Raw genomic sequence first — 26,475 nt, 5'->3', positions numbered from 1 at the left:
ATCTATAAAGAACCCAGCGGGTATTGCCATGCCGATTTGCGCCATCGAGTCGATCGAGACCATTATCGTCGACCTTCCCACCCTTCGCCCGCACAAGCTGGCGATGCACACCCTGCAAAACCAGACCCTGGTGATCATCCGCGTGCGCTGCGCCGACGGCATCGAAGGCATCGGTGAATCCACCACCATCGGCGGCCTGAGCTACGGCAACGAGAGCCCCGAGAGCATCAAGGTCAACATCGACCGTCACTTCGCCCCACTGCTGATCGGCCAGGACGCCAGCAATATCAACGCGGCCATGTTGCGCCTGGAACGCAGCATTCGCGGCAACACCTTTGCCAAATCCGGTGTCGAAAGCGCCTTGCTCGACGCCCTTGGCAAGCGCCTGAACCTGCCGGTCAGCGAACTGCTCGGTGGGCGTGTGCGCGATGCACTGCCGGTGGCCTGGACCCTCGCCAGCGGCAATACCGCCCAGGACATTGCCGAGGCCGAAAAGATGCTCGACCTGCGCCGCCACCGCATCTTCAAATTGAAGATCGGTGCCGGTGAAGTTGGCGAGGACCTGGCCCATGTCATCGCGATCAAACAGGCCCTGGGCGAGCGTGCCAGCGTGCGCGTCGACGTCAACCAGGCCTGGGACGAAGCCGTGGCCCTGCGTGCGTGCAAGGTGCTCGGCGACCACGGCGTCGACCTGATCGAACAGCCGATCTCGCGTAACAACCGTGGCGGCATGGCCCGGCTCAACCTGTCGAGCCCGGCGCCGATCATGGCCGACGAATCCATCGAGTGTGTGGAAGATGCCTTCAACCTGGCCCGTGAAGGCGCGGCCTCGGTGTTCGCCCTGAAGATCGCCAAGAACGGCGGCCCCCGCGCGGTATTGCGCACCGCCGCGATTGCCGAGGCCGCTGGTATCGGCCTGTACGGCGGCACCATGCTGGAAGGGGGGATCGGCACCCTGGCGTCGGCGCATGCCTTCCTCACGCTGAACAAACTGGCGTGGGGCACCGAGTTGTTCGGCCCGCTGTTGCTGACCGAAGACATTCTTGCCGAGCCGCCGCTGTACCGCGATTTCCAGCTGCATGTCTCCCACATGCCGGGCCTGGGCCTGGCCATCGATGAGGAGCGCCTGGCGTTCTTCCGTCGTGACAAACACTAAGAGGCGCCGCCCATGTTGTTCCACGTAAAAATGACCGTGAACCTGCCCGTCGACATGCACCCCGAGCGCGCCGCCAGCCTCAAGGCCGACGAAAAGGCCTTTGCCCAGCGTCTGCAGCACCAGGGCAAATGGCGCCACTTATGGCGCATCGCCGGGCTCTACGCCAACTACAGCGTGTTCGACGTCGACAGCGTGCAAGAACTGCATGACCTGCTGATGCAACTGCCGCTTTACCCCTACATGGCCATCGAAGTGAATGCCTTGTGCCGGCACCCTTCGTCAATCCATGAAGACGACCGCTAGGCCGGTTTTCACCCTGATAACTACAAGATGAGGAACGCACCATGTCCATCCGACTGTCCCAGACTGCCCAGGCCCAACGGTTTCTCGAAGAAGCCAGCGGCAACCTCACTGACGGCGGCAACCCGCGCACCAAGGCGCTGATCTACCGGATCCTGCGCGATACGGTAAACATCATCGAAGACCTGGACGTGACCCCGGAAGAGTTCTGGAAGGCGGTCAACTACCTCAACGAACTGGGCAAGCACCAGGAGGCCGGACTGCTCGCCGCCGGGCTCGGCCTGGAGCATTACCTGGATATGCTGATGGACGCCGCCGACGAGGAAGCCGGCAAGTCCGGTGGTACCCCGCGCACCATCGAAGGTCCGCTGTATGTGGCCGGCGCGCCGCTGTCGAAGTACGAGGCGCGGCTGGACGATGGCAAGGACGACGCTGTGCCGCTGTTTATGCGCGGGCAGGTGCGCGACACCGACGGCAAGCCGTTGGCGGGGGCGATTGTCGATGTGTGGCAGGCCAATACCGGCGGTACGTATTCGTGGTTCGACCCGACGCAATCCGAATTCAACCTGCGCCGCCGTATCGAGACCGACGCCCAGGGCAACTACCGCTTTCGCAGCATCGTGCCGTCGGGCTACGGCTGCCCGCCGACCGGGCCGACCCAGCAGTTGCTCGATCAACTGGGGCGTCACGGGCAGCGCCCGGCGCATATCCACTTCTTCATCTCGGCGCCGGGGTATCGGCACCTGACCACCCAGATCAACCTGTCGGATGACCCGTACCTGCACGATGATTTTGCCTACGCGACGCGGGACGAATTGATTGCCGAGATTCGCTTCAGTGACGATCAGCAACTGGCGCGGGAGTTTGGCGTGGAGGGGCGGTTTGCACAGATTGATTTTGACTTTGAGTTGCAGACCGCCGCAGCGCCGGTAGAGCAAAAACGCATGCAGCGGGTTCGCGCGTTGGAGGATTGATCAATACGGTCAAAAATGTGGGAGGGGGCAAGTCGAATCGTCGCACCGCCCCTCCCACATTTGATCGGTGTCGTGGCTGACTATTTGCGAACGACCAGATCAAGCACCTCATCCCGATCCTTGATCTTCTGCAGCACAATCTCCGAGCGGATATCCATCACCCCCGCCGTGCGGTTCAGGTGGTTCACGATAAAGTCCGAAAAGTGCTTGAGGTTGCGTGCCTGCACCCGCAGCACATAGTTGCTGGCGCCGGTGATCACGTAGGCGCTGGCCACTTCCGGCCAGCCTTGCACCTTCTTGATAAACGTCTCATGCCAATCCTCCACATCCTGGCGCAATGACAGGTGGACGATGGCCTCCAGTTCAATCCCCAACTGCTCGGCATTTAACACTGCACGGTAGCCGCTGATAATCCCTTCGCTCTCCAGCAGGCGTAGACGACGCAGGCAGGCAGAGGGCGACAACGCGACTTTTTCCGCCAGTTCCTGGTTGCTGATACGGCCATCCTGTTGCAGGAAATGCAGGAGGCGCAGGTCGGTGGCGTCAAGGATCATGGTTAGAATAAATCCGCGTATTTAGGGGTTAAATTCGAATTTCCTACAGCTTAATTAGCCTGTTACCCACCACTTTGCACGAAAATTCTCTAAATCTTCGTTCATTATTTGCTGCATCCTCACTGACAAAAACCAGGACAACCCATGACCCCTCGCAGCCATTGCCAAGCCCTCGACACCCAGGACCCGCTGGCGCCGCTACGTCAGCAGTTCGCCTTGCCGCAGGACGTTATCTACTTGGACGGCAACTCCCTCGGTGCGCGTCCGGTGGCGGCGTTGGCGCGGGCGCAGGCGGTCATCGCGCAAGAGTGGGGCAATGGCTTGATCCGCAGTTGGAACAGCGCCGGCTGGGCCGACTTGTCCCAGCGCCTGGGCAACCGCCTGGCGCCGATGATCGGTGCGCGGGGCGGTGAGGTGGTGATCACCGACACTACCTCGATCAACCTGTTCAAGGTGCTCAGCGCCGCCTTGAGCGTGCAGCGCCAACGTGAGCCGGCGCGCAAGGTGATCGTCAGCGAAGCGAGCAACTTCCCCACCGATTTGTACATCGCCCAGGGCCTCGCCGAGTTGCTGCAACAGGGCTATTCCCTGCGCCTGGTCAACAGCCCGGATGAACTGCCCCGGGCCATCGACGGCGACGTGGCGGTGGTGATGCTCACCCACGTCAACTACAAGACCGGCTACATGTACGACATGCAGGCGCTCACCGCCTTGAGCCATGAATGCGGCGCGCTGAGCATCTGGGACCTGGCGCATTCAGCGGGCGCAGTGCCCATCGACCTGCACGGGGCCGGTGCTGACTATGCGATTGGCTGCACTTACAAATACCTCAACGGCGGCCCCGGCTCCCAGGCGTTCGTGTGGGTCAACCCGGCGTTGGTAGACCTGGTGCACCAGCCGCTGTCGGGCTGGTTCGGGCATACCCGGCAGTTCGCCATGGAATCCAGCTATGCGCCGAGCGCCGGCATCGCCCGCTACCTGTGCGGCACCCAGCCGATCACGTCGCTGGCGATGGTGGAATGCGGCCTGGAGATTTTCGAACAGACCGACATGGCCCGCCTGCGCAGCAAATCCCTGGCGCTGACCGACCTGTTTATCGAGTTGGTCGAAAGCCGCTGCGCCGCCCACAACCTTGTGCTGATCACTCCCCGTGAACACGCTCGGCGTGGCAGCCATGTGAGCTTCGAACACCCGGAGGGATATGCGGTGATCCAGGCCCTGATCGCACGTGGCGTGATCGGTGATTACCGCGAGCCGCGCATCATGCGTTTTGGGTTTACGCCGCTGTACACGAGTTTTACCGAGGTGTGGGATGCGGTGGAAATCCTCGGTGAGATTCTCGACAACGGCACCTGGGACCAGCCGCAATTCAAGGTCCGCCACAGCGTCACCTGAAGATAATGCAGATCAAAATGTGGGAGGGGCGGTGCGATGATTCGACTTGCCCCCTCCAACAGGGGATTTGCGTCAATATCCAAATAGTGCAACCACAATAATAAAGGGGCACACCACGTGAGCACACCCGACAACGGCTTTGCCGAGATCACCCACCGCGAACTGGGCCTGAGGCGCCAGCTCACTTCCGGCCAGATGAGCATGATCGCCATCGGTGGCGCCATCGGCACCGGGCTGTTCATGGGCAGCGCCTATGCCATCGGCTACGCCGGGCCCAGCGTGCTGGTGAGCTACGCGATCGGCGCGTTGATCACCTTGCTGCTGATGGGCTGCCTGGCCGAGATGACGGTGGCCCATTCCACCTCGGGCTCTTTCGGCGCCTATGCCGAGTTCTACATCAGCCCGCTGGCCGGGTTCCTGGTGCGTTATGCCTACTGGGCGGCGATTGTGCTGGCGGTGGGGGCCGAGGTCACGGCGGTGGCGATGTACATGAAGTACTGGTTCGCCCACGTGCCGGAATGGGTGTGGATCGTGTCGTTTTCCAGCGTGCTGATCCTGCTCAACGCCATCAGCGTCAAGACTTTCGGCAACTTCGAATACTGGTTTTCGACGATCAAGATCAGCGCCATCGTCGGCTTCATCATCCTCGCGGTGTACGTGGTATTCGGCTCCGGCAACCCGCAATACGGGGTGCAGAACTACACGGCCCACGACGGGTTTTTCCCCCATGGCTTGAGCGGCATGTGGATCGCCGTGATCGTGTCGATCTTCAGCTACCTGAGCGTCGAGATGATTGCCGTGGCTGCCGGTGAGGCGGCGGACCCGGAGCAGGCCGTGAAGAAAGCCTTTCGCGCGACCATCGTGCGGCTGGTGGTGTTTTACCTGCTGACCCTGGCGCTGATGCTCGCCATCGTGCCATGGAACCAGGCCGGCCAGGCCCAGAGCCCGTTCGTCACGGTGATGCAGACCATCGGCATTCCCGGCGCCACCGGGGTAATGAATTTCGTGATCCTGATTGCGGCCTTGTCGGCGATGAACAGCCAGCTCTACATCACCACGCGCATGATGTTCAGCCTGTCCCGCGCCGGCTTTGCGCCCAGGTCCATGGGGGCGTTGAGCAAGAGCGGCATTCCGCTGAATGCCTTGCTGTTGTCCAGCTCGGGCATCGCCCTGGCGACGCTGTTGAACCTGGTGTACCCGGAAAGTTCGTTCACCCTGATGATGGCGATCTCGATGTTTGGCGCGATCTTCACCTGGTTCATGATCTTCCTCACGCACCTGTTCTTCCGGCGCTATCGCAAGCGTCATGGCGGCGCGAAGCTGTCGTTCCAGTTGCGCCTGTTTCCCTACAGCACGTTATTGGGGCTGATGCTGATGGGCGCAGTGATGATCACCACGTACTTCACCGAAGCGTTCAAGATGACCCTGGTGTTTGGCGTGCCGTTCCTGCTGATTCTGTCCGCGGTGTATTACGGGTTTTTCCGCAAGGGCAGGGCCAAGGCATCGAACAAGGCCTTGGCGTAACCCGGCAATTGTTCGAACGAACGCGCGCATAACAGCAACGTGCGGCAAGCCCACTCTTCCTGCAACGGTTGGGCGATGAAGCGGCGCGGCGCTGGCCAGCGCGCCAGCGCCGCCTGGGGCACGATGCCCAGGCCGGCGCCGCGGGCCACCATGCGAATCAACCCGTCAAAACCGTCGGCGCGGATGCGCGTCTGCACACGAAAGCCCGCGTGCAGTGCCTGTTCTTCCAGGTACACCGCGAGGGCGCTGGCGGCGGCCAGACCCACGTAGTCGTATTGCAGGCTGTCGACAAAGCTCACCGTGCCGCCCGCCAGGGGATGGTCGTGCGGCATGATCAGCGCCAGCGGGTCGTCGCGAAAGGGCAAAGTCTGCAAGCCATGGGTGTCCACGGCGTCGGAGATGATCCCCAGCTCCGCCGTGCCCTGGCGCAAGGCCTGGGTGATGCGCAGGCTGGGCAATTCCTGCAGGTCGATATCGAGGTTGGGGTGTTCGCGCAGAAAGTCCGCGAGCAGTTCCGGCAGGTATTCGCTGAGCGCAGTGGTGTTGCACAGCAGGCGCACCTGGCCTTTGACGCCCTTGGCATATTCCGCCAGGTCCTGTTGCAGGTGCTCGGCCTGTTGCAACAACAGGCGGGCGTGACGGGCCAGGGCCTTGCCTGCCGGTGTGGGGGTGACGCCGCGACGTCCACGCTGGAGAAACTCGATGCCCAACGACGCCTCCATCGCCCGGATGCGGGCACTGGCGGCGGCCAGGGATAAATGGCTGCGGGCCGCGCCGGCGGTGATGTTGCCGGTGTCGAGGGTGTGCAGGTAGAGGCGCAGGTCGATCAGGTCAAAGTGCATGGCTGATGGCTCGAGGGAGTAGACGGGCCTCAGGCTCACGCAAAACAAGAGGCTGCCTCAGTATATGGCGAATTTTAGAGCGCATCGAAAAGTCGCACACTCTGCCCATGAATACCTTCCTCGCGTTTTACCAGAACCTCGGCCCCGCCCTTACCTTGCTGGTGATCGGCACCTTCCTGCTGGCCGGTACGGTCAAGGGTATCATCGGCCTGGGCCTGCCCACTGTCGCCATGGGCATGCTCGGCCTGGCTATGTTACCGGCGCAGGCTGCGGCATTACTGATCATCCCTTCGACCGTCACCAACCTGTGGCAGTTGGCATTCGGCGGGCACCTGAGTGCGTTGCTCCGGCGGCTGTGGCCGATGTTGCTGCTGATTTTCCTCGGCACTGGGCTGGGCACGGTGTGGCTGGGGATGGACGGCGGGCAATGGGTGGTGCGCGCACTGGGCGCGGCGTTGCTGGCGTATGCACTGAGCGGACTGTTCCTGCCCACGTTCAAGGTCAAGGCCCGGACCGAGCGTTGGCTGGGCCCGGTGTGCGGGCTGATCACCGGCCTCATCACCTCGGCCACCGGTGTGTTTGTGATTCCTGCCGTACCGTACCTGCAGGCACTGGGTTTGAATCGCGATCAACTGGTGCAGGCGTTGGGGTTGTCGTTCACGGTATCGACCCTGGCCCTGGCCGCCGGTCTGGCCTGGCGCGGGACGTTGGGCGCTGGCGCAATCAATGCCTCGTTGCTGGCCTTGGTGCCGGCGCTGCTGGGCATGTGGCTGGGCCAGGTGGTGCGCCAGCGCATCAGTGCGGTGCTGTTCAAGCGGGTATTTTTTATCGGCATGGCACTGCTGGGCGGGCATTTGCTGATCGGCGGTTAACAATTAGTGATCCATTCGTGCCTTGTGGTCAAAGGTATTTTGCCCGGTGCCGGCTTATTCCGAAGGGCCGAGGTGGATAGGCTGCGTCCAGACATTTTCAACCTTCTGGATGCTTCCCATGAAAAAAGTACTCCTGCTCAACGGCGGTAAAAAGTTCGCCCACTCCGATGGCCGCTACAACACCACCCTGCATGACACCGCCTTGGCGGTATTGGACCGAGGCGGTATCGACGTCAAGGTCACCCATATCGACGAAGGCTACGACGTGGCTGAAGAGGTCGCCAAATTCCTCTGGGCAGACGTGATCATCTACCAGATGCCCGGCTGGTGGATGGGCGCGCCGTGGATCGTCAAGAAGTACATCGACGAAGTCTTCACCGAGGGCCACGGCAGCCTGTACGCCAGCGATGGCCGCACCCGTTCCGACGCCTCGCAGAAATACGGCAGCGGTGGCCTGGTCCAGGGCAAGCACTACATGCTGTCACTGACCTGGAATGCACCGCAGCAAGCCTTCGACGATCCGACCGATTTCTTCGAAGCCAAGGGCGTGGATGCGGTGTACTTCCCGTTCCACAAAGCCAACGAGTTCCTCGGCATGACCGGCCTGCCGACCTTCCTGTGCGTGGACGTGATGAAACGCCCGGCCATCGAGGTGGATGTGGCGCGCTACGAACAGCATCTGGCGCGGGTGTTCAACCTCTCGGTGTAAGCTGCGGTACACCGATAACGAGGACCGCCCGTGAAAGCCCGATCCGATGAGCTACAGATCTTCGTCAGCGTGATTGAGTGCGGCTCGATTTCCGCCGCCGCGGAGCAGGTCGGGCAGACGCCATCGGCGGTCAGTCGCACCCTGTCGCGCCTGGAAGCCAAGCTTGAGACCACGCTGATCAACCGCACCACGCGGCGCATGGACCTGACCGAGGAGGGCAAGTACTTCTTCGAGCAGGCCAAGCTCATCCTGGCGCAGATGGACGAGCTGGAAGAGCGCCTGTCGTCACGTCAGAAGAACCCCGCCGGGCGCCTGCGCATCAATGCCGCCGTGCCGTTCATGCTGCATGGGATCGTGCCCTACATCGCCGAATTCCGCCGTTTGTACCCGCAGATCCAGCTGGAGTTGAACAGCGATGACCTGATCATCGACCTGCTGGAACAGAGCACCGATATTGCGATTCGCATCGGTGCCCTGGCCGACTCAACCCTGCATGCGCGATCCCTGGGCTGTACGCCGCTGCATATCCTCGCCAGCCCTGATTACCTCAAACAGTACGGCACGCCGACGACGGTCGCCGAGTTGGCTGACCACACCCTGCTGGGCTTTACCCAGACCGAAACCCTCAACCACTGGCCGCTGCGTCATGTGGAGGGTGACCGCTGGCTGATCGAGCCCAGCGTGGCCGCGTCCAGTGGTGAAACCCTGCGCCAGTTGGCGTTGGAAGGGCAGGGCATTTGTTGCCTGTCGAACTTCATGACCGTCGAAGACATCAATGCCGGGCGCCTGGTGCCGGTGCTGGAGGCGTTCAACAGCGGGTATCGCCAACCGATCCACGCGGTGTTCTACCGCAACTCGCAATTGGCGCTGCGCATCCAGTGCTTCCTGGACTTTATCCAGGCCAAGCTGGCGCGGTATGCCTGCTGATTCGTGACCCTCACGCAAGAGTGAATTGGGCGGTGCGGGCTTATTCGTCAGGGATGAGTCCGTAACAATGGACCCATCACTTACCCCGTCAGGAGCACTCTCCATGCACGTATTCATTACCGGCGCAGCCGGTTTTATCGGCGGTTCCATCGCCACCGGCCTGGTCAAGGCCGGTCACACGGTCACCGGCCTGGTACGTAGCGCCGAGCAAGCGGCTGAAATGACCGCCCTGGGCATCAACCCGGTGATCGGCACCCTCGACGATGCTGCTGTGTTGACCGAGCAAGCGCACAAAGCCGATGCAGTGATCAATGCCGCGAGCAGCGACCATCGTGCTGCGGTGGAAACCCTGCTGGCCGCACTGAAAGGTTCGGACAAGCCATTCCTGCACACCAGCGGTTCGAGCATCGTGGGGGATGCGTCGGGCGGTAAGTCCAGCGATGTCATCTATTTCGAAGACAGCCTGCCGGAACCGACCGTCGACAAGGCTGCCCGCGTGGCCATCGACAACCTGATCCTGGCGGCCGCAAAAGACGGCGTGAACTCAGCGGTGATCTGCAACACGCTGATCTACGGCCACAGTCTCGGTGTGAAGCGCGACAGCGTGCAACTGCCGCGCTTGCTCAAGCAGGCACGCAAGAGCGGTGTGGTGCGCCATGTCGGCACCGGGCAGAACATCTGGTCCAACGTGCACATTGAAGACGTGGTGGCGCTGTACCTGCTGGCACTGACTCGCAACGTGCCGGGTACGTTCTACTTTGTGGAAAGCGGCGAGGCCTCGTTTATCGACATGACCACGGCGATTGCCCAAGCCCTGAACCTGGGCCGGCCGCAGGATTGGCCGTTGGCCGAGGCTGAGGCCGAGTGGGGCTATGAAATGGCCAACTATGGCCTGGGCTCCAACAGCCGCGTGCGCGGCAGGCATGCCCGCGAGTTGCTGGGCTGGGCGCCGAAGCGTACGTCCGTAGTCGAGTGGATTCGCCACGAGATGGTTTAACAGAGGTGGGACACGGAGGGTATGCAGCTTAAGCGGTCGCCATTGGGCGGCCGTTTGTGTTTATGGACTGAATGAACGTGTACATGGATTGCGTGAAAGGCTTCCAGCCTAGAGAATGCAAGGATTCTGTTATCAGGCTTATGCCCGCCTGCGGTTTTTGGCGATGAAAGACTTGGAGTCTCGAATGATAAAAACCATAGTGATTAAAGGCTTCAAGTCTATTCCAGAGTTGACGCTAGAGTTAGGACGAGTTAATTGCTTTATCGGCGCCAACGGTGTCGGTAAAAGTAATATCTTGGAGGCCATTGGTGTTTTGGGCGCAGCAGCAAACGGCGTAGTTGATTCGGAGTCTCTTCTGCGACGTGGCGTCAGACCTGGTTTGCCGAGACTTTACAAAACGTCGTTCACCGGCGGAAGAACGCCGCCAGAAATTCGATTGAGTGCCATAGGTGCTCAAAGTGAGGAATATCGAACTTCAATTTTGAACCCTATTGATAAGCCTGAGCCGGCTTGGGAGTTCAAGACAGAGTATCTACGAGATTCGAATACTGAGATTCTGACTGCCGGTGTCAGAAGTTTGAAAAATTTGAAACCTACTGCTGGATTGGCGGCACTTAAGTTGGTGGATCTTTCACCGGATAACCCGGCTGCCAAATTGATGCAGCAGTTGCAGGACTACGCGATTTATAGCCCGAATACACCCACCCTACGGGCAATGGTGGCTGACCCGCAAACGCGTTCACCGCTGGGGTTGTCGGGCGGGCGGCTGGCTGACGCATTTGCTGAACTCAAGAGTGCTTTGGACGCTGATCCGCAATTGATGGACTCCGTACTGGAGTTAATCGACTGGGTTGTCGATATTGACGCCGTATCAACGGCAAATTCTTTATTGTCACCCTCGGTATCCCGTACTGGCCAAAGCGTTCTAAAGCTTACTGATCGATATATGAAAAGTGGGCGCAACTCTCTCACGGCATACGACGCCAGTGAGGGCGCTTTGTACGTATTGTTCAGTGCAATTCTATGTTTATCTCCTGCCGCGCCGATGGTGCTTGCGATTGACAATCTGGACCAAGCCTTGAACCCGCGTCTTGCCATGCGGCTGACTGAAAAACTGTCTTATTGGTTGAAGAAAAACGATGCCCGCAGACAGCTACTTTTTACAACTCATAACCCTGCCGTACTTGATGGACTTGACCTTTCGGATGATGAAATTCGTTTATTTGCGGTTGATCGCAATAGTGAAGGCCATACCAGTGTTATTCGGATAGAGCCAACCGAAAAGCTACTGAAAATGAACAAAGAATATCCGCTGTCCCGGCTATGGATGATGGGGCACCTAGGGGCGCTGCCCAATGTCTGACTTGCGCATCGCGTTGATCGCCGAAGGAAAAACCGACCTGGTGGTGGTGGAGGCTGCTCTTAAGGCGATTTTATTAGAGCCGTTTGTTCTCAAACTGATACAACCAGAAGCATCTTCACGTGAACTGGGTGAGGGCTGGGGTGGTGTTGCCAAGTGGTGTCATCAAAGTGTCGAGCGCGGTGAGGGCGTATTGCATGATGATCCAACACTTTTTTTGTATGACTTTTACATCATTCATTTGGACGCTGATGTGGCTGGCATGACGTATGCGCATGCCAGGCTTGAAGAGCTTGCTCAGCAACACAGTTGGGGCGCGTTGCCGTGTCAGATGCCGTGTCCTGTTGCACAGGATTCGGTTACCGCTTTGCGTACCGTCCTGCTGTCCTGGCTAGGCAGTCCTGTTCCCACAAGCAAGACAGTGATTTGTATTCCCTCCAAGGCTATTGAGTCTTGGTTGGCGGCCGCCATCCTCCCGGCCACTGCAACTGCGCTTACAGATATCGAATGCAATTTTAATATGAAAACGGTATTGGCTCAGTTGCCCAAGGCGTCCCGGATCAACAAGCGAGCTGACTACATATTGAGAGCCCCTTTAGTCCAGAGTAGATGGAAGCGGGTATGTCAGCTTTGCACCCAGGCCGATGTCTTTGATCAGGATGTCAGAGCTGTGTAGTCTTCGTCGGCTGTTAAGATTCCCGCGATTTTCACACCCTTCAAAAAAGGCGATCAGTCAGGATCGCGTTTGTCATCATTGATGGCTGAAGTTTTTACTGACTTATACTTTTTGGTACCTCATGAACCTCACTCGTCTGCGCGCCGATGCCCTGGCCGGCCTCACCACGTCCTTTGCGCTGCTGCCCGAATGCATCGCCTTTGCCCTGGTGGCTCACCTCAACCCGCTGATGGGGCTGTACGGCGCCTTTATCATCTGCACCCTCACGGCGTTGTTCGGCGGCCGGCCCGGCATGGTGTCCGGGGCGGCAGGCTCGATGGCGGTGGTGATCGTCGCGCTGGTGGTGCAGCACGGCGTGGAATACCTGCTGGCTACGGTGCTGCTGGGCGGGCTGATCATGGTCGCGTTCGGCCTGTTGCGCCTGGGCAAGCTGGTGCGCATGGTGCCGCACCCGGTGATGCTGGGGTTCGTCAACGGCCTGGCGATCATCATTGCCCTGGCCCAGTTGGAACATTTCAAGAACGGTGAACGCTGGCTCAGCGGTACGCCGTTGTACGTGATGACGGGCCTGGTGCTGGTGACCATGGCCATCGTCTACCTGCTGCCGCGCATCACCCGTGCGGTGCCGCCGGCCCTGGTGGCGATCCTTGGCGTGGGCCTGGCCGTGTACCTGCTCGGCCTGCCGACCCGTACCCTCGGCGACATGGCCCACATCGCCGGCGGCCTGCCGATCTTCGCGCTGCCGCAGATCCCCTGGACCCTGGAAACCCTCGGCATCATCGCCCCCTATGCGTTCCTGATGGCCATGGTCGGCCTGCTGGAAACCCTGCTGACCCTGAACCTCACCGACGAAATCACCGAGACCCGTGGCTACCCCGACCGCGAAAGCGTGGCCCTGGGCGCGGCGAATATGCTCTCGGGCCTGTTCGGCGGGATGGGCGGTTGCGCGATGATCGGGCAAACCGTGATCAACCTCAGCTCTGGCGGGCGTGGACGTTTCTCCGGGGTGTTCGCCGGGGTGATGATCCTGCTGTTTATTTTGTTTCTGTCACCGCTGATCGAGCGGATCCCGCTGGCGGCGCTGGTGGGGGTGATGTTCGTGGTGTCCCAGCAGACCTTCGCCTGGGCGTCCCTGCGGGTGATCAACAAGGTGCCGCTCAATGATGTGCTGGTGATTATCGCGGTAACAGTGATCACGGTGTTCACCGACCTGGCCACCGCCGTGCTGTGCGGCATCGTGATCGCAGCACTGAACTTTGCCTGGCAACAGGCCCGTGAGCTGTACGCCGATGAGCATCTGGAAGCGGATGGCAGCAAGCTCTATCGCCTGCACGGTACGCTGTTCTTTGCCTCGACGACGCCGTTCCTGAACCAGTTCGACCCGGCCAACGACCCCGCCCAGGTGACGCTGGATTGTCGTCACCTGAGCTTTGTCGACTACTCGGCGATTGCCGCACTGATGACCCTGCGCGAGCGCTACAGCAAGGCCGGCAAGCATTTGCGCGTGCTGCATTTGTCCGAACGCTGCAAGAAGCTGCTCAAGCGTGCCAAGGTTCACCACGACTGATCACATACCCCTGTAGGAGCGAGCTTGCTCGCGAAAAACCAGAGAGCGCCGCGGGCATCCAGAAAGCCCGCGTTGTCGTTGGCGATCTTCGCGAGCAAGCTCGCTCCTACAGAGGGCGATGCAGCCTTGCATTACGGCCCGACCAGGTCTTCCAGTTCCTGGGCGCGGGTCTGGGTCATGTCCAGCACGCAGCCGGTGCCGTTGACCTGGTCGATGGTGCCGCCGGTAGCCGAGCCGACGAAGGCACAATTGGCGTCACGGTACTTGATCCACAGGCGCTGCAGGTCCTGCAGTTGCTGCCTGCGGTTGCCTTCCTGGGCGGCGAGGGCGGTTTTGTAGGCTTTGTTCAGGCGCGTGTCTTGCACCTTGGTTTCCTTGACGTTGCAGCTGACCATGTCGGCAGTGGTATTGGCGCCGTCCATGCATTTTTTCAGCGCCGGGTTGTCGGCAGCGGCGGCAGTGCCGCACACGGCGAGAAGCAGGGCGCCGGCGGCGAGTGTGGTGCGAATCATGCTCGATTTTCCTGGCATCGGTGGATGTGCATTCTATGACTCAAGCCTCTTCGTTGAGTTTCCAGCCTTCTCTGAACTTCATGTAAGAACACCCCCCGAATTTTCATGCGCGGCCCTTGGGCATACCCCAACGCGACAGCGCTTATCTGTGGGCGAAAGTTACTTTCATAAAATTTGAAAATGCTCCTCGGTAATGATTTATGAGTTTCACAACCAATTCGACGTGACCCTTTCCGAGGAGTACCGCATGGCCGCATCACCGGGCTTCGGGCTGTTGGCATACGCTGCCATCGCCATCATTGCTTTGATCGTGCTGATCGCACGTTACCGGCTCAACCCGTTTATCGTCATCACCCTGGTGTCCATCGGCCTGGCGCTGATGGCCGGGATGCCGGCGGACACCATCATGGGCTCCTACGAGGCGGGCGTCGGCAAAACCCTGGGGCATATCGCCCTGGTCGTGGCGCTGGGCACCATGCTCGGCAAGATGATGGCCGAGTCCGGTGGTGCCGAGCAGGTGGCGCGCACCCTGATCAACCGTTTCGGTGAACGTAATGCCCATTGGGCCATGGTGTGCATCGCCTTCCTGGTGGGGCTGCCGCTGTTTTTCGAAGTGGGCTTTGTGCTGCTGGTGCCAATCGCCTTTACCGTGGCGCGGCGCGTGGGGGTGTCGATCCTGATGGTCGGCCTGCCGATGGTCGCCGGCCTGTCGGTGGTGCATGCGCTGGTGCCGCCGCACCCGGCGGCGATGATGGCCGTGCTGGCGTATAACGCGTCGGTGGGGCAGACCGTGCTCTATGCGATCCTCATCGGTATCCCGACGGCGATCATCGCCGGCCCGGTGTACGCCAAATTCATCGTGCCGCGTATTCACCTGCCGGCGGAAAACCCGCTGGAACGCCAGTTCATCGAGCGCGAACCCCGTGAGCGTTTGCCGAGCTTTGCACTGACCATGGGCACCATCCTGTTGCCGGTGGTGCTGATGATGATCGGCGGTTGGGCCAACGTGATTTCCACCCCGGGTACGGGCTTCAACCAGTTCCTGCTGTTTATCGGCAACTCGGTGATCGCGCTGCTGGTGGCGACCCTGGTGAGTTTCTGGACCCTGGGCCTGGCGCAGGGCTTCAACCGCGAGTCGATCCTCAGGTTCACCAATGAATGCCTGGCGCCGACCGCGAGTATCACCTTGCTGGTGGGCGCAGGCGGTGGCCTGAACCGGATCCTCGTGGATGCAGGCGTCACTCATGAGATCCTCGGCCTAGCCCATGCCTTCCACTTGTCGCCGCTGGTGATGGGCTGGCTGTTCGCGGCGTTGATGCGGATTGCGACGGGCTCAGCCACGGTAGCCATGACTACGGCTTCGGGCGTGGTAGCCCCGGTCGCCCTGGGCCTGGGTTATCCACACCCGGAATTGCTGGTGTTGGCTACTGGCGCGGGTTCGGTGATCTTTTCCCACGTTAACGACGGCGGCTTCTGGCTGATCAAGGAATACTTCAATATGACGGTGATCCAGACCTTCAAGACCTGGACCGTATTGGAGACCCTGATCTCTGTGGTTGCCTTCGGTCTGACTTACGGTCTGTCCTGCATTTTGTAACCCGGAGCCTCCATGGACATCCTCTACCAGATCCGCGCCCGCCAGGATTCCTTCAGCGCCGGCGAAGGGCGTATCGCCAGGCTGATGCTGGAGGATGTGGGCTTTGCCGCCTCCGCCAGCCTGGAAGAGCTGTCCCAACGGGCCGAGGTCAGTACCGCGACCTTATCGCGGTTTGCCCGCAGTGTCGGTTGCCGGGACTTGCGCGATCTGCGCCTGCAACTGGCCCAGGCCAGCGGCGTCGGCAGCCGCTTCCTGGACCCGGCGGGGTTGCCTGAGCAGTCGGCGTTTCATCGGCAGATTCTTGGCGATATCGAGGCGACGCTGCGCCAGCATTTGTCGGGTTTCAACCAGGCCAGCTTTGTCGATGCGGTCAACCTGCTGGGCAAGGCGCGGATGATCCACGCGTTCGGCATGGGCGGGCCGTCGAGTTTGTGCAGCGATGAATTGCAGGTGCGCCTGGTTCGCCTGGGCTACCCCATTGCCGCCAGCCACGACCCGGTGATGATGCGTGTCACGGCGGCAACCCTGGGGCCGGAACACGCGCTGATCGTCTGCTCGCTCACCGGCCTCACCCCCGAGTTGCTTGATGTGGTGGCGCTGGCGCGCAACTACGACGCGCGCATCGTCGCCATCACCCTGGCCGACTCGCCCCTGGCGCAGTTGGCGGATGTGCTGCTGCCGCTGCAACCGGCCGAAACCAGTTTTATCTACAAACCCACGGCGGCGCGCTACGGCATGCTGCTGGCCATCGACCTGCTCGCCACCGAGCTGGCGCTGGCCCTGCCCGACGACAACCAGGAACGTTTGCGCCGGATCAAGCTGGCCCTCGACGATTATCGCGGCGGCCCTGACAGCCTGCCGCTTGGAGATTGATATGACGTACGACACGCTGATTCGCCAGGCGCTGATCATCGATGGCAGCAACACCGAAGGGTTTGTCGCCGATGTGGGGCTGCGTGACGGGCGCATCGAGACCATTGGCGACTTATCGACGGCGGTGGCCGCGCATGAAATCGATGCGACTGGCCGTGTGCTGGCGCCGGGCTTTATCGATGTCCACACCCATGACGACACGGTGCTCATCCGCCAGCCACAGATGCTGCCCAAGCTCAGCCAGGGCGTGACCACGGTGATTGTCGGCAACTGTGGCATCAGCGCCTCACCGGTGAGTTTGCGCAGCGATCCGCCGGACCCGATGAACTTGTTGGGCAGCGCTGCAGCGTTTGTTTATCCCCGTTTCAGCGACTATCGCAGCGCCGTTGAAAGCGCTCATCCAGCGGTCAACGTTGCGGCATTGATCGGTCACACGGCGCTGCGCAGTAACCACATGGACGACCTGCATCGCACTGCCACACCGGATGAAATCGCCGCCATGCGCGTGCAGTTGCACGAGAGTCTCGAGGCCGGCGCCCTCGGTTTATCCACAGGCCTGGCCTACGCCAGCGCGTTCAGTGCCGAGACCGATGAAGTGCTGCAACTGAGTGAAGAACTCACGTCCTTCGGTGCGGTGTACACCACCCATTTGCGCAGCGAATTCGAACCGGTGCTGGAGGCGATGGACGAGGCTTTTCTGATTGGCCGGCACGCACAGGTACCGGTGATCATTTCCCACCTCAAATGTGCGGGAGCGGGGAACTGGGGGCGTAGTCCGCAGCTGTTGGCAGCGTTGGAATCAGCGGCTAAAACCCATCCGGTGGGGTGTGATTGTTATCCCTATGCGGCCAGTTCCTCGACCCTGGACCTCAAGCAGGTGACCGACGCGTTTCGCATCACGATTACCTGGTCGACGCCGCACCCGGAAGTGGGTGGGCGCGACTTGCAGGACATTGCCGGCGAATGGGACGTCTCCCTGATGGACGCCGCCCGTCGTCTGCAGCCTGCGGGGGCGGTGTACTACGGGATGGATGAAGCGGATGTGCGACGCATCCTTGCGCATCCATTGTCGATGGTGGGGTCTGATGGGTTGCCCGAAGATCCGTTTCCACACCCACGCTTGTGGGGGGCGTTTCCACGGGTGCTGGGGCATTTCAGCCGGGATGTCGGGTTGTTCCCGTTGCATACCGCCGTGCACAAGATGACCGGCTTGTCGGCAGCGCGTTTTGGGTTATCCGAGCGTGGTGAAATTCGTGAAGGGCATTGGGCCGACCTGGTGTTGTTCGACCCGTTGCGGGTGCGGGATGTGGCGGATTTCAATGAGCCACAGCGGGCGGCGCAAGGCATTGACGGCGTGTGGGTCAACGGCGTGTTGAGCTACAGCGATGGTCGGGCGAACGGTCAGCGACCGGGGCGATTCCTGGCGCGCAGTGGGGATTTGCGTGGTGGGTTTTCGACTCTATAGTGGGCGCTTTCATACACGGAGCGATTGCCATGCACTTAGGAAAAGTCACCCCCATCCTGCGGATTTTCGATGAGGCCAAGGCCTTGGAGTTCTACGTCGACTTCCTGGGGTTCAAGGTCGATTGGCAGCATCGCTTTGAGGCGAATTATCCACTCTATCTGCAAGTGTCGCTGGGCGATTGTGTGCTGCACCTGTCCGAACATCATGGCGATGCTTCGCCGGGCGCGGCGGTGCGGATTCAGGCGCAAGGGGTGGACACGTACCAGCAGCAGTTGGCAGGCAAGGATTACCGTTACGCCAAGCCTGGGGTTGAGGAAACGCCTTGGGGATCGCGGGAGATGAGCATCAAGGATCCGTTTGGGAATCGGGTGGTGTTTGTTGAGGAAGGTGAGGGCTGAGAGGCAAATCGCAGACAATAAAAAACCGCCTTAGTAGGGCGGTTTTTTATTGCAATCCCGGTTAGTAGCTGGGGTTGCATATTCAGCGGAAGCTATGACCAGCGAGAAGAATACTACTGCCGATTGTCGCGCCCCGCAAGGACTGGCCAAGGCCGACGATTTTCACGCATTTCACTGAATGTTTAAAAAAAACGGTGGCAAGAATTGGCAATAAATTAGCGGAGCTCTGCGGAGGGTTTTCTCATCGCCCGTCACACCTTCGATGAAGATGTTGGTTAGTATCACCCCCGTTCCAAGTATGTCGTTTGTAGGTGGCTGGGTATGCGCGCGGAATTATGGACCGAACGCCACGGGCTAGTAATCCGTGCCGGATTTATGCGGGAGGAACCAAAGCCCGGCCGCCTCATCGGAAGCTATGACCAGCATCCTAAGGCCCACATGTTCCGGTAAGTGTGCTGGAGGTAAGGTCCAACTTACGGAGGGCTGAGTATGTCTAAGTTTGCACGACGTACATGGAACCTCGTAGTGAACTGCCTACGTGCTTATCACGTATGGAAGTTCCTGCGGGACAGCTTCGATGACCGCTAACGTCTGAGAAGTGGAGCCGCCTCGGTATATGCCGAGGCGGCTTTTTGGTTTCTTACACCCGGAAGTGACTGACCATCTGCTGCAACTGGCTACCCAAACGTGCCAGTTCCACGCTCGATTTTGCCGTCTCATCGCTCGCGGTGGCGGTCTGCTCGGACACGTCACGCACATTCACGATGCTGCGGCTGATCTCTTCGGCCACGGCGCTTTGTTGTTCGGCAGCGGCGGCGATCTGCTGGTTCATCGACTGGATGTTCGACACCGTGCGGGTAATGTTTTCCAGTGACACACCGGCCTTGCGCGTCAGTTCGACACTGCTGTCGGTGAGGCTGCGGCTGTTGTTCATCACGTTGGCGACTTGCTGGGTGCCGTTCTGCAAACCGGCGACCAGGCCTTCGATTTCCTCGGTGGATTTCTGCGTGCGCTGGGCCAGGCCGCGCACTTCGTCGGCGACCACGGCAAAGCCGCGACCGGCTTCACCGGCACGCGCCGCTTCGATCGCTGCGTTGAGGGCCAGCAAGTTGGTCTGTTCGGCCACAGCCTTGATCACGTCCATCACGCTGCCGATCTTGTTGCTCTCTTGTTGCAGGTGCGCCATGGCATCGGTGGAACGTTCCACTTCGGCGGCCAGGCGTTCGATCTGGGCGATGGCCTCGGCCACCACTTTATCGCCTGCGCGGGCCTGGCCGTCAGCGTCGGCGGCGGCCAGAGAAGCTTGCTCGGCGTTGCGTGCGACTTCCTGCACGGTGGCGGTCATTTCGTGCATTGCCGTGGCGACCTGATCGGTCTCGATCTTCTGGCTGTTCACACCGGCGCTGGTCTGCTCGGTGACGGCCGACAGTTCTTCGGCGGCGCTGGCGATCTGGGTCACGCCGTCGCGAATCCCGCTGATCAGTTCACGCAAGGTGGTGCCCATGCGCTGGATGCCTTGTTGCAGTACGCCCAGCTCATCGCGACGGGTGACCTGGATATTGTGGCTCAGGTCGCCGGAGGCGATGCGCTCAACCACGGCCAGGGTTTCCTGGATCGGGCGGGTGATCTGGCGGGTGATCACCCAGGCAGCAATGATGCCGACCAGCAGTGCAAGCAAGGTGCTGATCAATTGCAGGCTACGGGCTTGTGCACTTTCGGCGTCACGGCGGTTCAACTGGATGTCGTAGAGCTTGTCACTGATGGTGACGATGTCGGCACCCTGGGTGGTCATTTCAGCACGGGCGGCGACAATGTTGGCGTTGGCGGCCTTGTAGTTCTGCACGGCGCTGCGATAGGCGCCAAGGGCGGTTTCCAAAGAGGTCAGTGCGCTTTGCTGGCTGGCGCCGAAGGCGGCGCTGAGGTCTTTCAAGCCACTGATGGCTTTTTCGATTTGTGCGGCAGCGCGGGCTTCGGTATCCGGGTTGACGTTGCCGGTGTAGCCACGTACTTCATAGCGGGCCAACTGGAACTGCATCTTGGCGTCGGCCACGGCCTGGAACTGTGCAAGGTGCTCCGCGCTGTCGGGCATTTGCTTCACACTGGCTTCCAGCGCGTCGATTTGGGCGTTGGCGATATCGGCCTTGTCGCCCATCATTTGGCGAGAGGTATTACCGTTACGGTAAGCCTCACGCATTTTGTTCAGGGATTGCTGATAAGCCGTGATGATGGCTTTCTGCTCGTTGAGCAGCTTGACGTTTTCCGGGCTCTTGAAGCTGTCCAGGAGTTTCTGTTGCTGGGCAGCGAAGGTGTCCAGGCTGGTCTGCACGTTCTGCGCCACGGCTTCGTCGCCGTTAGCGAGCATGTATTGCAGGCGCACGATGCGCAGTTTGGTCAGCGACGCGTTGAGCTGGGTGATATCGCTCATCCAGTTACTACGGTCGATCAGGCTGCCGAGGCTGGTCCAGCCGGTGAAGGCCAGGATTGAGGTGAGGACCAGTACCAGGCCAAAGCCCAGGCCCAGTTTGAGGTTGACGCTGATGTTACCGAACCAGCTGTTCATCGAATGCTCCGCGAAGGTGATTTTTTGTCTGCTGGACGGTGTTGTTGTTTGAGCCAGCCAAGGTGTGTAGGCCTGTATCGGCGAAAGGGTTTGAATCTGAAGCGCTTTTATCGTGCGTGCGACGAAGCGTCGCGATCCCGGTGCCGCTCTGCCGTGCAGGGCTCATCACGAGCGGGTCTTGTGTGCTAGTCTGCTGGCCCTTTTAGTTCAGGGCGGCGCGCACATCACTGTTTCCAGTGCTGCCCTACAGCGGAGCCTCTTCATGTCCGAAGTTAATCTGTCCACCGACGAAACCCGCGTCAGCTACGGTATCGGCCGTCAGTTGGGCGACCAACTGCGCGACAACCCACCACCGGGTGTGAGCCTGGACGCGATCCTGGCTGGCCTGACCGATGCATTCGCCGGCAAACCAAGCCGTGTTGACCAGGAGCAAATGGCCGCCAGCTTCAAGGTCATCCGCGAAATCATGCAAGCCGAGGCTGCTGCCAAGGCTGAAGCCGCCGCAGGCGCTGGCCTGGCGTTCCTGGCTGAAAACGCCAAGCGTGATGGCATCACCACCCTGGCTTCCGGCCTGCAATTTGAAGTGCTGACCGCAGGTGACGGCGCCAAGCCGACCCGTGAAGACCAGGTTCGTACTCACTACCACGGCACCTTGATCGACGGCACGGTGTTCGACAGCTCCTACGAGCGTGGCCAGCCTGCAGAATTCCCGGTAGGCGGCGTGATCGCCGGCTGGACCGAAGCCCTGCAACTGATGAATGCCGGCAGCAAATGGCGCCTGTACGTGCCGAGCGAATTGGCTTACGGCGCTCAAGGCGTTGGCAGCATTCCGCCGCACAGCGTGCTGGTATTCGACGTCGAACTGCTCGACGTTCTGTAAGACCTGCTTTTGATTACCTGTAGGAGCGAGCTTGCTCGCGAAAAACGTCAACGATGACGCGGGCATCCTGGATGAGCGCGTTGTTTATGCGGTCTTCGCGAGCAAGCTCGCTCCTACAGTGTTTTGCTGGTTTCCTCATGGATGAAATTTGCCATTGAGCTCCGTCGCCGGGCGCAACGCTCGGGCATAGCAGAACAGAAACAGATTACGCACCACTTCCTTGAGCACTCCTGGTTCACTCGAACTCAGGCCGTTGACGTCCAGGTCACCCTGATCCTGCAATTCATTCAGCGCTTCTTCTTCCAGCACCGCACAGACTTCGCCGGTTTCCCGATGAAGGATGCGCAGGTAAGGGTGTGGGCGGTCGAGCCAGGCATCTATCAAATAAGTCATGGGTACATCTCCTTGATGGGTTTCAATGAGAATAATTCTTATTCGTAGAATAGCAAGTGCCTATTGGCAGTTCCCTGGTTTTTCTGTGTGGATATTGCGAGGGGTCAACAGGGAGGGCAAAACGCCATCCCGCGCGGGCGCGGGATGGATGCAGCAGGTTCAGACTTTGCGCACGAACTCGGACTTGAGTTTCATCGGGCCGATACCGTCGATCTTGCAATCGATATCGTGGTCGCCGTCGCACAGGCGGATGTTCTTGACCTTGGTGCCGACCTTCACGACCAGGGACGTGCCCTTGACCTTGAGGTCTTTGATCACGGTGATGGTGTCGCCGTCCTGCAGGACGTTGCCCACAGAGTCTTTCTTCACGGTTTCATCGCCGGCTGCTTCGGCCTCGCCATTGGCGGACCACTCATGGGCGCATTCCGGGCAGATCAGCTGGGCGCCGTCTTCATAGGTGTATTCGGAATTGCATTTCGGGCAGGGTGGCAACGTGCTCACTAAAGCTCCTTGAGATTCAGGGATGACTAAAAGTCGCACATTATATAGGGTTTTGTGATGTTGCAGGCTGTATGAAATCCAAATGTGGGAGGGGGCTTGCCCCGATGACGGTGTTCCAGCCGATATATCGACTGGCTGATCCACCGCGATCGGGAGCAAGCCCCCTCCCACATTGTAGGTATGGCTTAGTGAGTACGGGCGACCGCAAACTCACTCAGCTCAACCAGGGCATCCCGGTACTCGCTGGCCGGAAGGGCTTGCAGGCACTTGATCGCACGGGCCACGTAGTCACGCGCCAGTTGCGCGGTGTACTCCAGGGAGCCGGAAGCTTCCACGGCAGCACGGATGGCCTCCAGGTCTTCGATCCCGCCTTTCTGGATCGCCTTGCGCACGAGTGCCGCCTGTTCCGGCGTGCCTTCGCGCATGGTGTAGATCAGCGGCAAGGTCGGTTTGCCTTCGGCCAGGTCGTCGCCGACGTTCTTGCCCAGGGTCTCTGCATCGCCACGGTAGTCGAGCAGGTCGTCCACCAGCTGGAATGCCACGCCCAGATGGTCGCCAAAGGTACGCAGGGCTTCGGCCTGCTCGGCGGTCGCGCCACAGAGCGCGGCGGCACTGTGTGTGGAGGCTTCGAAGAGCATCGCGGTCTTGCCGCGAATCACTTCCATATAGGTTTCTTCGGTGGTGCTGGCGTCGCGAACCTTGGACAGCTGCAGCACTTCGCCTTCAGCGATGATGCGCGTGGCCTGGGAAAGAATCTTCATCACCGGCATCGAGCCCAGCTCGACCATCATTTCGAACGAGCGCGAGTACAGGAAGTCGCCCACCAGCACGCTCGGGGCATTGCCCCACATCGCATTGGCGGTCTCGCGGCCACGGCGCATGCCGGACATGTCGACCACGTCGTCATGCAGCAGGGTCGCGGTGTGCAGGAACTCGATGGTGGCGGCCAGCAGGCGCAGGTCATCGCCTTCGCGGCCCAGGGCCTTGCCACACAGCAGCACTAATAAAGGACGCAGGCGTTTACCGCCCGCCGACGTAATATAGTCGCCAATTTTGGAGACCAGCGGCACTTTAGACGTCAGCTGCTGCTTGATGATGCCGTCGACGGCGCTAAAATCGTCCGCGACCGCGCGGTAGAAAGCTTGGGGTTGCATCAGCGACAGTCGCTCCAGAAGGGTTGCGCGGCATGCTAGGACCCTGACCCCGTAGTGTCAAGGCGCGATAGACGGCCACTTGCAACACCCATTTACCTTGCGTACAATCGCGCACCCTGAACTTCCTGGGCAGCACCTGCCTTACGCAATTGCATTCGGGACGTCCATCCCATGCAGCCATGCCAGCCAATACCTCTTCTTATAAAGCGCTGGGTGAGCAGGATTATCGGAGAAATACCATGTCGTACGCAGTAATTGTTACTGGTGGCAAGCAATACAAGGTCGCCCCAGGTGAATACCTGAAGATCGAAAAACTGGAAATCGCTACCGGCGAATCCGTTACCTTTGATCGCGTTCTGTTGGTCGCCAATGGCGATGACGTGAACATCGGCGCTCCAGTTGTTGCTGGCGCTACCGTTGTGGCTGAAGTGATCTCCCAAGGTCGTCACGATAAAGTCCGCATCATCAAGTTCCGTCGTCGTAAGCACCACATGAAGCGTATGGGCCACCGCCAGTGGTACACCGAGATCAAAATCACCGGTATTCAGGCTTAATTTCAGCCTAATTCCTCACTAGGAGAATTGACTCATGGCACACAAAAAAGCTGGTGGTAGTACCCGTAACGGTCGCGACTCAGAAGCCAAACGCCTTGGCGTTAAGATGTATGGCGGCCAGAAAATCATTCCGGGCAACATCATCGTGCGTCAGCGCGGCACCCAATTCCACGCCGGTTACGGTGTTGGCATGGGTAAAGATCACACCCTCTTCGCGAAAATCGAAGGCGTGATCAAGTTTGAAGTAAAAGGCGCGTTCAACCGCCGTTACGTGAGCGTTGTCGCCGCTTAATTGCGCGATCGCTGGAAAAGCCCTGTCTTGCGACGGGGCTTTTTCGTTTGTGGAGTGAGTCTCTTGCAAAGCTGTTTGTAATGGGCTCAAGCAGCTGGATTTGCGGCTGTTGATTGAGGTCGCTGCGCTCATTTTTGCAAGAGTCTTATGTCTTGGTTTCTTAAGCTCGTCCATGCGGCGAGAGGCGTTTTGTTATGAAGTTCGTTGATGAAGTTTCCATCCGAGTAAAAGCAGGCGACGGCGGTAACGGTTGCATGAGTTTCCGTCGCGAAAAATTCATCGAAAACGGTGGCCCTAACGGCGGTGACGGCGGTGACGGCGGTTCCATCTACATGATGGCCGACGAAAACCTCAACACCCTGGTCGACTACCGTTACACCCGGCACTTCGATGCCGAGCGTGGCTCCAACGGCGGCAGCACCGACTGCACCGGTAAAAAAGGCGAAGACCTGGTACTGCGTGTACCGGTCGGCACCACGATCATCGACTCCGCGACCCAGGAAGTGATTGGCGACCTGACCAAGGCCGGCCAGAAACTGATGGTTGTACAGGGCGGCTGGCACGGTCTGGGTAACACCCGATTCAAGTCCAGTACCAACCGTGCACCGCGCCAGACCACGCCGGGCAAGCCGGGCGAGCAACGCGACCTGAAGCTGGAAATGAAAGTACTGGCTGACGTGGGCCTGCTGGGCCTGCCGAACGCCGGCAAAAGTACCTTCATCCGCTCGGTGTCGGCCGCCAAGCCGAAAGTCGCCGACTACCCGTTCACCACCCTGGTGCCAAACCTGGGCGTGGTCAGCGTCGACCGCTGGAAAAGCTTCGTGATCGCCGACATTCCCGGCCTGATCGAAGGGGCTTCCGACGGTGCTGGCCTGGGGATTCGCTTCCTCAAGCATTTGTCCCGCACCCGTTTGCTGCTGCACCTCGTCGACATGGCGCCATTGGATGACACCAGTGCACCGGACGCCGCCGAAGTGATCGTCAGCGAACTGACCAAGTTCAGCCCGGCCCTGGCCGAGCGTGATCGCTGGTTGGTGCTGAACAAGTGCGACCAGATCCTCGAGGAAGAGCACGAGGAGCGCGTCAAGGAAATCGTCGATCGCCTGGAATGGACAGGTCCGGTCTACGTGATCTCGGCGATCGCCAAAGAAGGCACCGAGCGCCTGACCCGCGACATCATGCGCTACCTGGAAGACCGTGCCGACCGTCTGGCGGCCGACCCGGTATTCAAGGCCGAACTCGCCGAACTCGATCAGCAGATCGAAGACGAGGCCCGTGCCCAGTTGCAGGCCCTGGACGACCAGCGTGCCTTGCGTCGCAGCGGCGTGAAGTCGGTCCATGATATCGGCGACGATGATTGGGACGAAGAAGACGTGGATGATGAAGACGGTCCGGAAATCATTTACGTGCGCGACTGATAGGTTGCGATAAACTCGAACGCCG

26 protein-coding genes and 3 pseudogenes are annotated in these 26,475 nt (G+C 60.1%); 20 read left to right on the top strand and 9 right to left on the bottom strand.

Annotated features, from left to right (window positions below):
- Window positions 1-28: 28 nt before the first annotated feature.
- Genes PspCFBP13509_RS25120 through catA form a run of 3 tightly spaced genes read left to right on the top strand, consistent with a single transcriptional unit; the run spans window position 29 to window position 2,430 of the window.
- Entirely contained in the window at window positions 29-1,156 is a 1,128-nt protein-coding gene (locus tag PspCFBP13509_RS25120; RefSeq protein WP_137212847.1) for a muconate cycloisomerase family protein, read from the top strand.
- 12 nt (window positions 1,157-1,168) lie between these two features.
- The gene (gene catC / locus PspCFBP13509_RS25115) at window positions 1,169-1,459 is read left to right on the top strand and encodes a muconolactone Delta-isomerase (protein WP_027607668.1); all 291 of its coding nucleotides are present in this window, start codon (window positions 1,169-1,171) and stop codon (window positions 1,457-1,459) included.
- A 41-nt stretch (window positions 1,460-1,500) separates the two neighbouring features.
- On the top strand, window positions 1,501-2,430 hold the full coding sequence (gene catA / locus PspCFBP13509_RS25110) for a catechol 1,2-dioxygenase (RefSeq protein WP_065925955.1): 930 nt from the start codon (window positions 1,501-1,503) through the stop codon (window positions 2,428-2,430).
- 80 nt (window positions 2,431-2,510) lie between these two features.
- Here catA and PspCFBP13509_RS25105 read toward each other — a convergent pair whose 3' ends face one another.
- A complete protein-coding gene (locus PspCFBP13509_RS25105) occupies window positions 2,511-2,984 on the bottom strand; it encodes an Lrp/AsnC family transcriptional regulator (protein ID WP_003176072.1) in 474 nt (157 codons plus the stop codon).
- Between the two features lie 144 nt (window positions 2,985-3,128).
- Between PspCFBP13509_RS25105 and kynU the strand changes: the two genes are divergently transcribed.
- Window positions 3,129-4,379 (top strand): kynureninase, encoded by a 1,251-nt coding sequence (kynU, locus tag PspCFBP13509_RS25100; protein WP_137212846.1) that lies wholly within the window; start codon window positions 3,129-3,131, stop codon window positions 4,377-4,379.
- A gap of 117 nt (window positions 4,380-4,496) precedes the next feature.
- Window positions 4,497-5,903 (top strand): amino acid permease, encoded by a 1,407-nt coding sequence (locus tag PspCFBP13509_RS25095; RefSeq protein WP_137212845.1) that lies wholly within the window; start codon window positions 4,497-4,499, stop codon window positions 5,901-5,903.
- Here the strand turns inward: PspCFBP13509_RS25095 and PspCFBP13509_RS25090 are convergent.
- Window positions 5,849-6,745 (bottom strand): LysR substrate-binding domain-containing protein, encoded by an 897-nt coding sequence (locus PspCFBP13509_RS25090; protein WP_065947223.1) that lies wholly within the window; start codon window positions 6,743-6,745, stop codon window positions 5,849-5,851. The genes PspCFBP13509_RS25095 and PspCFBP13509_RS25090 overlap by 55 nt on opposite strands.
- Window positions 6,746-6,852: 107 nt before the next feature.
- On the opposite strand from PspCFBP13509_RS25090, the gene PspCFBP13509_RS25085 reads away from it, so the two are divergent.
- The 7 genes from PspCFBP13509_RS25085 to PspCFBP13509_RS25055 all read left to right on the top strand — a co-directional run bounded on the left by PspCFBP13509_RS25085 (window position 6,853) and on the right by PspCFBP13509_RS25055 (window position 13,853).
- A complete protein-coding gene (locus PspCFBP13509_RS25085) occupies window positions 6,853-7,617 on the top strand; it encodes a sulfite exporter TauE/SafE family protein (RefSeq protein WP_137212844.1) in 765 nt (254 codons plus the stop codon).
- Window positions 7,618-7,735: 118 nt separating this feature from the next.
- A complete protein-coding gene (locus PspCFBP13509_RS25080) occupies window positions 7,736-8,326 on the top strand; it encodes an NAD(P)H-dependent oxidoreductase (RefSeq protein WP_065925960.1) in 591 nt (196 codons plus the stop codon).
- Window positions 8,327-8,356: 30 nt separating this feature from the next.
- On the top strand, window positions 8,357-9,253 hold the full coding sequence (locus PspCFBP13509_RS25075) for a LysR family transcriptional regulator (RefSeq protein ID WP_065947220.1): 897 nt from the start codon (window positions 8,357-8,359) through the stop codon (window positions 9,251-9,253).
- A 103-nt stretch (window positions 9,254-9,356) separates the two neighbouring features.
- Window positions 9,357-10,250: an NAD-dependent epimerase/dehydratase family protein gene (locus PspCFBP13509_RS25070; RefSeq protein ID WP_065947219.1), complete on the top strand. Its 894-nt coding sequence runs from the start codon at window positions 9,357-9,359 to the stop codon at window positions 10,248-10,250.
- Between the two features lie 184 nt (window positions 10,251-10,434).
- A complete protein-coding gene (locus PspCFBP13509_RS25065; protein ID WP_074848241.1) occupies window positions 10,435-11,613 on the top strand; it encodes an AAA family ATPase in 1,179 nt (392 codons plus the stop codon).
- The gene (locus tag PspCFBP13509_RS25060; protein WP_137212843.1) at window positions 11,606-12,286 is read left to right on the top strand and encodes a hypothetical protein; all 681 of its coding nucleotides are present in this window, start codon (window positions 11,606-11,608) and stop codon (window positions 12,284-12,286) included. The genes PspCFBP13509_RS25065 and PspCFBP13509_RS25060 overlap by 8 nt, the downstream gene beginning before the upstream one ends.
- 121 nt (window positions 12,287-12,407) lie before the next feature.
- Window positions 12,408-13,853: a SulP family inorganic anion transporter gene (locus PspCFBP13509_RS25055; protein ID WP_137212842.1), complete on the top strand. Its 1,446-nt coding sequence runs from the start codon at window positions 12,408-12,410 to the stop codon at window positions 13,851-13,853.
- A 131-nt stretch (window positions 13,854-13,984) separates the two neighbouring features.
- Here the strand turns inward: PspCFBP13509_RS25055 and PspCFBP13509_RS25050 are convergent, their stop codons facing one another.
- On the bottom strand, window positions 13,985-14,365 hold the full coding sequence (locus PspCFBP13509_RS25050; protein WP_065925965.1) for a lysozyme inhibitor LprI family protein: 381 nt from the start codon (window positions 14,363-14,365) through the stop codon (window positions 13,985-13,987).
- Window positions 14,366-14,612: 247 nt separating this feature from the next.
- Here PspCFBP13509_RS25050 and PspCFBP13509_RS25045 point away from each other — a divergent pair, with 247 nt between their 5' ends.
- The 4 genes from PspCFBP13509_RS25045 to PspCFBP13509_RS25030 are packed head-to-tail and all read left to right on the top strand — an operon-like array spanning window position 14,613 to window position 18,698.
- Window positions 14,613-15,962, top strand: a complete 1,350-nt coding sequence (locus PspCFBP13509_RS25045; protein ID WP_235865606.1) for a GntT/GntP/DsdX family permease — start codon at window positions 14,613-14,615, stop codon at window positions 15,960-15,962.
- 12 nt (window positions 15,963-15,974) lie between these two features.
- Window positions 15,975-16,835, top strand: coding sequence for a MurR/RpiR family transcriptional regulator (locus PspCFBP13509_RS25040; protein WP_065925967.1), 861 nt, complete (start codon window positions 15,975-15,977; stop codon window positions 16,833-16,835).
- 1 nt (window position 16,836) lies between these two features.
- Window positions 16,837-18,300, top strand: coding sequence for an N-acyl-D-amino-acid deacylase family protein (locus PspCFBP13509_RS25035; RefSeq protein ID WP_065947214.1), 1,464 nt, complete (start codon window positions 16,837-16,839; stop codon window positions 18,298-18,300).
- 29 nt (window positions 18,301-18,329) lie between these two features.
- Window positions 18,330-18,698, top strand: coding sequence for a glyoxalase superfamily protein (locus PspCFBP13509_RS25030; RefSeq protein ID WP_027607654.1), 369 nt, complete (start codon window positions 18,330-18,332; stop codon window positions 18,696-18,698).
- Between the two features lie 640 nt (window positions 18,699-19,338).
- Here the strand turns inward: PspCFBP13509_RS25030 and PspCFBP13509_RS32270 are convergent.
- The 3 pseudogenes from PspCFBP13509_RS32270 to PspCFBP13509_RS32260 form a co-directional block, all read right to left on the bottom strand.
- A pseudogene (locus PspCFBP13509_RS32270) lies at window positions 19,339-19,932 on the bottom strand (methyl-accepting chemotaxis protein); the annotation flags it as partial.
- Between the two features lie 261 nt (window positions 19,933-20,193).
- Window positions 20,194-20,340: pseudogene (locus PspCFBP13509_RS32265) on the bottom strand (HAMP domain-containing protein); the annotation flags it as partial.
- Between the two features lie 120 nt (window positions 20,341-20,460).
- A pseudogene (locus PspCFBP13509_RS32260) lies at window positions 20,461-21,258 on the bottom strand (methyl-accepting chemotaxis protein); the annotation flags it as partial.
- Window positions 21,259-21,520: 262 nt separating this feature from the next.
- Between PspCFBP13509_RS32260 and PspCFBP13509_RS25020 the strand changes: the two are divergent.
- Entirely contained in the window at window positions 21,521-22,138 is a 618-nt protein-coding gene (locus PspCFBP13509_RS25020) for an FKBP-type peptidyl-prolyl cis-trans isomerase (RefSeq protein ID WP_003176055.1), read from the top strand.
- A gap of 135 nt (window positions 22,139-22,273) precedes the next feature.
- Here PspCFBP13509_RS25020 and PspCFBP13509_RS25015 read toward each other — a convergent pair whose 3' ends face one another.
- The 3 genes from PspCFBP13509_RS25015 to PspCFBP13509_RS25005 form a co-directional block, all read right to left on the bottom strand.
- A complete protein-coding gene (locus PspCFBP13509_RS25015) occupies window positions 22,274-22,531 on the bottom strand; it encodes a PA4570 family protein (RefSeq protein WP_003194088.1) in 258 nt (85 codons plus the stop codon).
- Between the two features lie 159 nt (window positions 22,532-22,690).
- Window positions 22,691-23,032 (bottom strand): zinc ribbon domain-containing protein YjdM, encoded by a 342-nt coding sequence (locus tag PspCFBP13509_RS25010; RefSeq protein ID WP_017254008.1) that lies wholly within the window; start codon window positions 23,030-23,032, stop codon window positions 22,691-22,693.
- Between the two features lie 185 nt (window positions 23,033-23,217).
- On the bottom strand, window positions 23,218-24,186 hold the full coding sequence (locus tag PspCFBP13509_RS25005; RefSeq protein WP_065947210.1) for a polyprenyl synthetase family protein: 969 nt from the start codon (window positions 24,184-24,186) through the stop codon (window positions 23,218-23,220).
- A 239-nt stretch (window positions 24,187-24,425) separates the two neighbouring features.
- On the opposite strand from PspCFBP13509_RS25005, the gene rplU reads away from it, so the two are divergent.
- The 3 genes from rplU (at window position 24,426) to cgtA (ending at window position 26,450) form a co-directional block, all read left to right on the top strand.
- On the top strand, window positions 24,426-24,740 hold the full coding sequence (gene rplU, locus PspCFBP13509_RS25000; protein ID WP_003176051.1) for a 50S ribosomal protein L21: 315 nt from the start codon (window positions 24,426-24,428) through the stop codon (window positions 24,738-24,740).
- Window positions 24,741-24,774: 34 nt separating this feature from the next.
- Window positions 24,775-25,032, top strand: coding sequence for a 50S ribosomal protein L27 (gene rpmA, locus PspCFBP13509_RS24995; RefSeq protein ID WP_003176049.1), 258 nt, complete (start codon window positions 24,775-24,777; stop codon window positions 25,030-25,032).
- Window positions 25,033-25,226: 194 nt separating this feature from the next.
- Window positions 25,227-26,450 (top strand): Obg family GTPase CgtA, encoded by a 1,224-nt coding sequence (gene cgtA, locus PspCFBP13509_RS24990; RefSeq protein WP_015885843.1) that lies wholly within the window; start codon window positions 25,227-25,229, stop codon window positions 26,448-26,450.
- Window positions 26,451-26,475 lie beyond the last annotated feature (25 nt).

Origin of the sequence: Pseudomonas sp. CFBP13509 (genome assembly GCF_005233485.1) — a bacterium.
GTDB lineage: Bacteria > Pseudomonadota > Gammaproteobacteria > Pseudomonadales > Pseudomonadaceae > Aquipseudomonas > Aquipseudomonas marginalis.
This window is presented reverse-complemented; position numbering and strand designations above follow the sequence as displayed.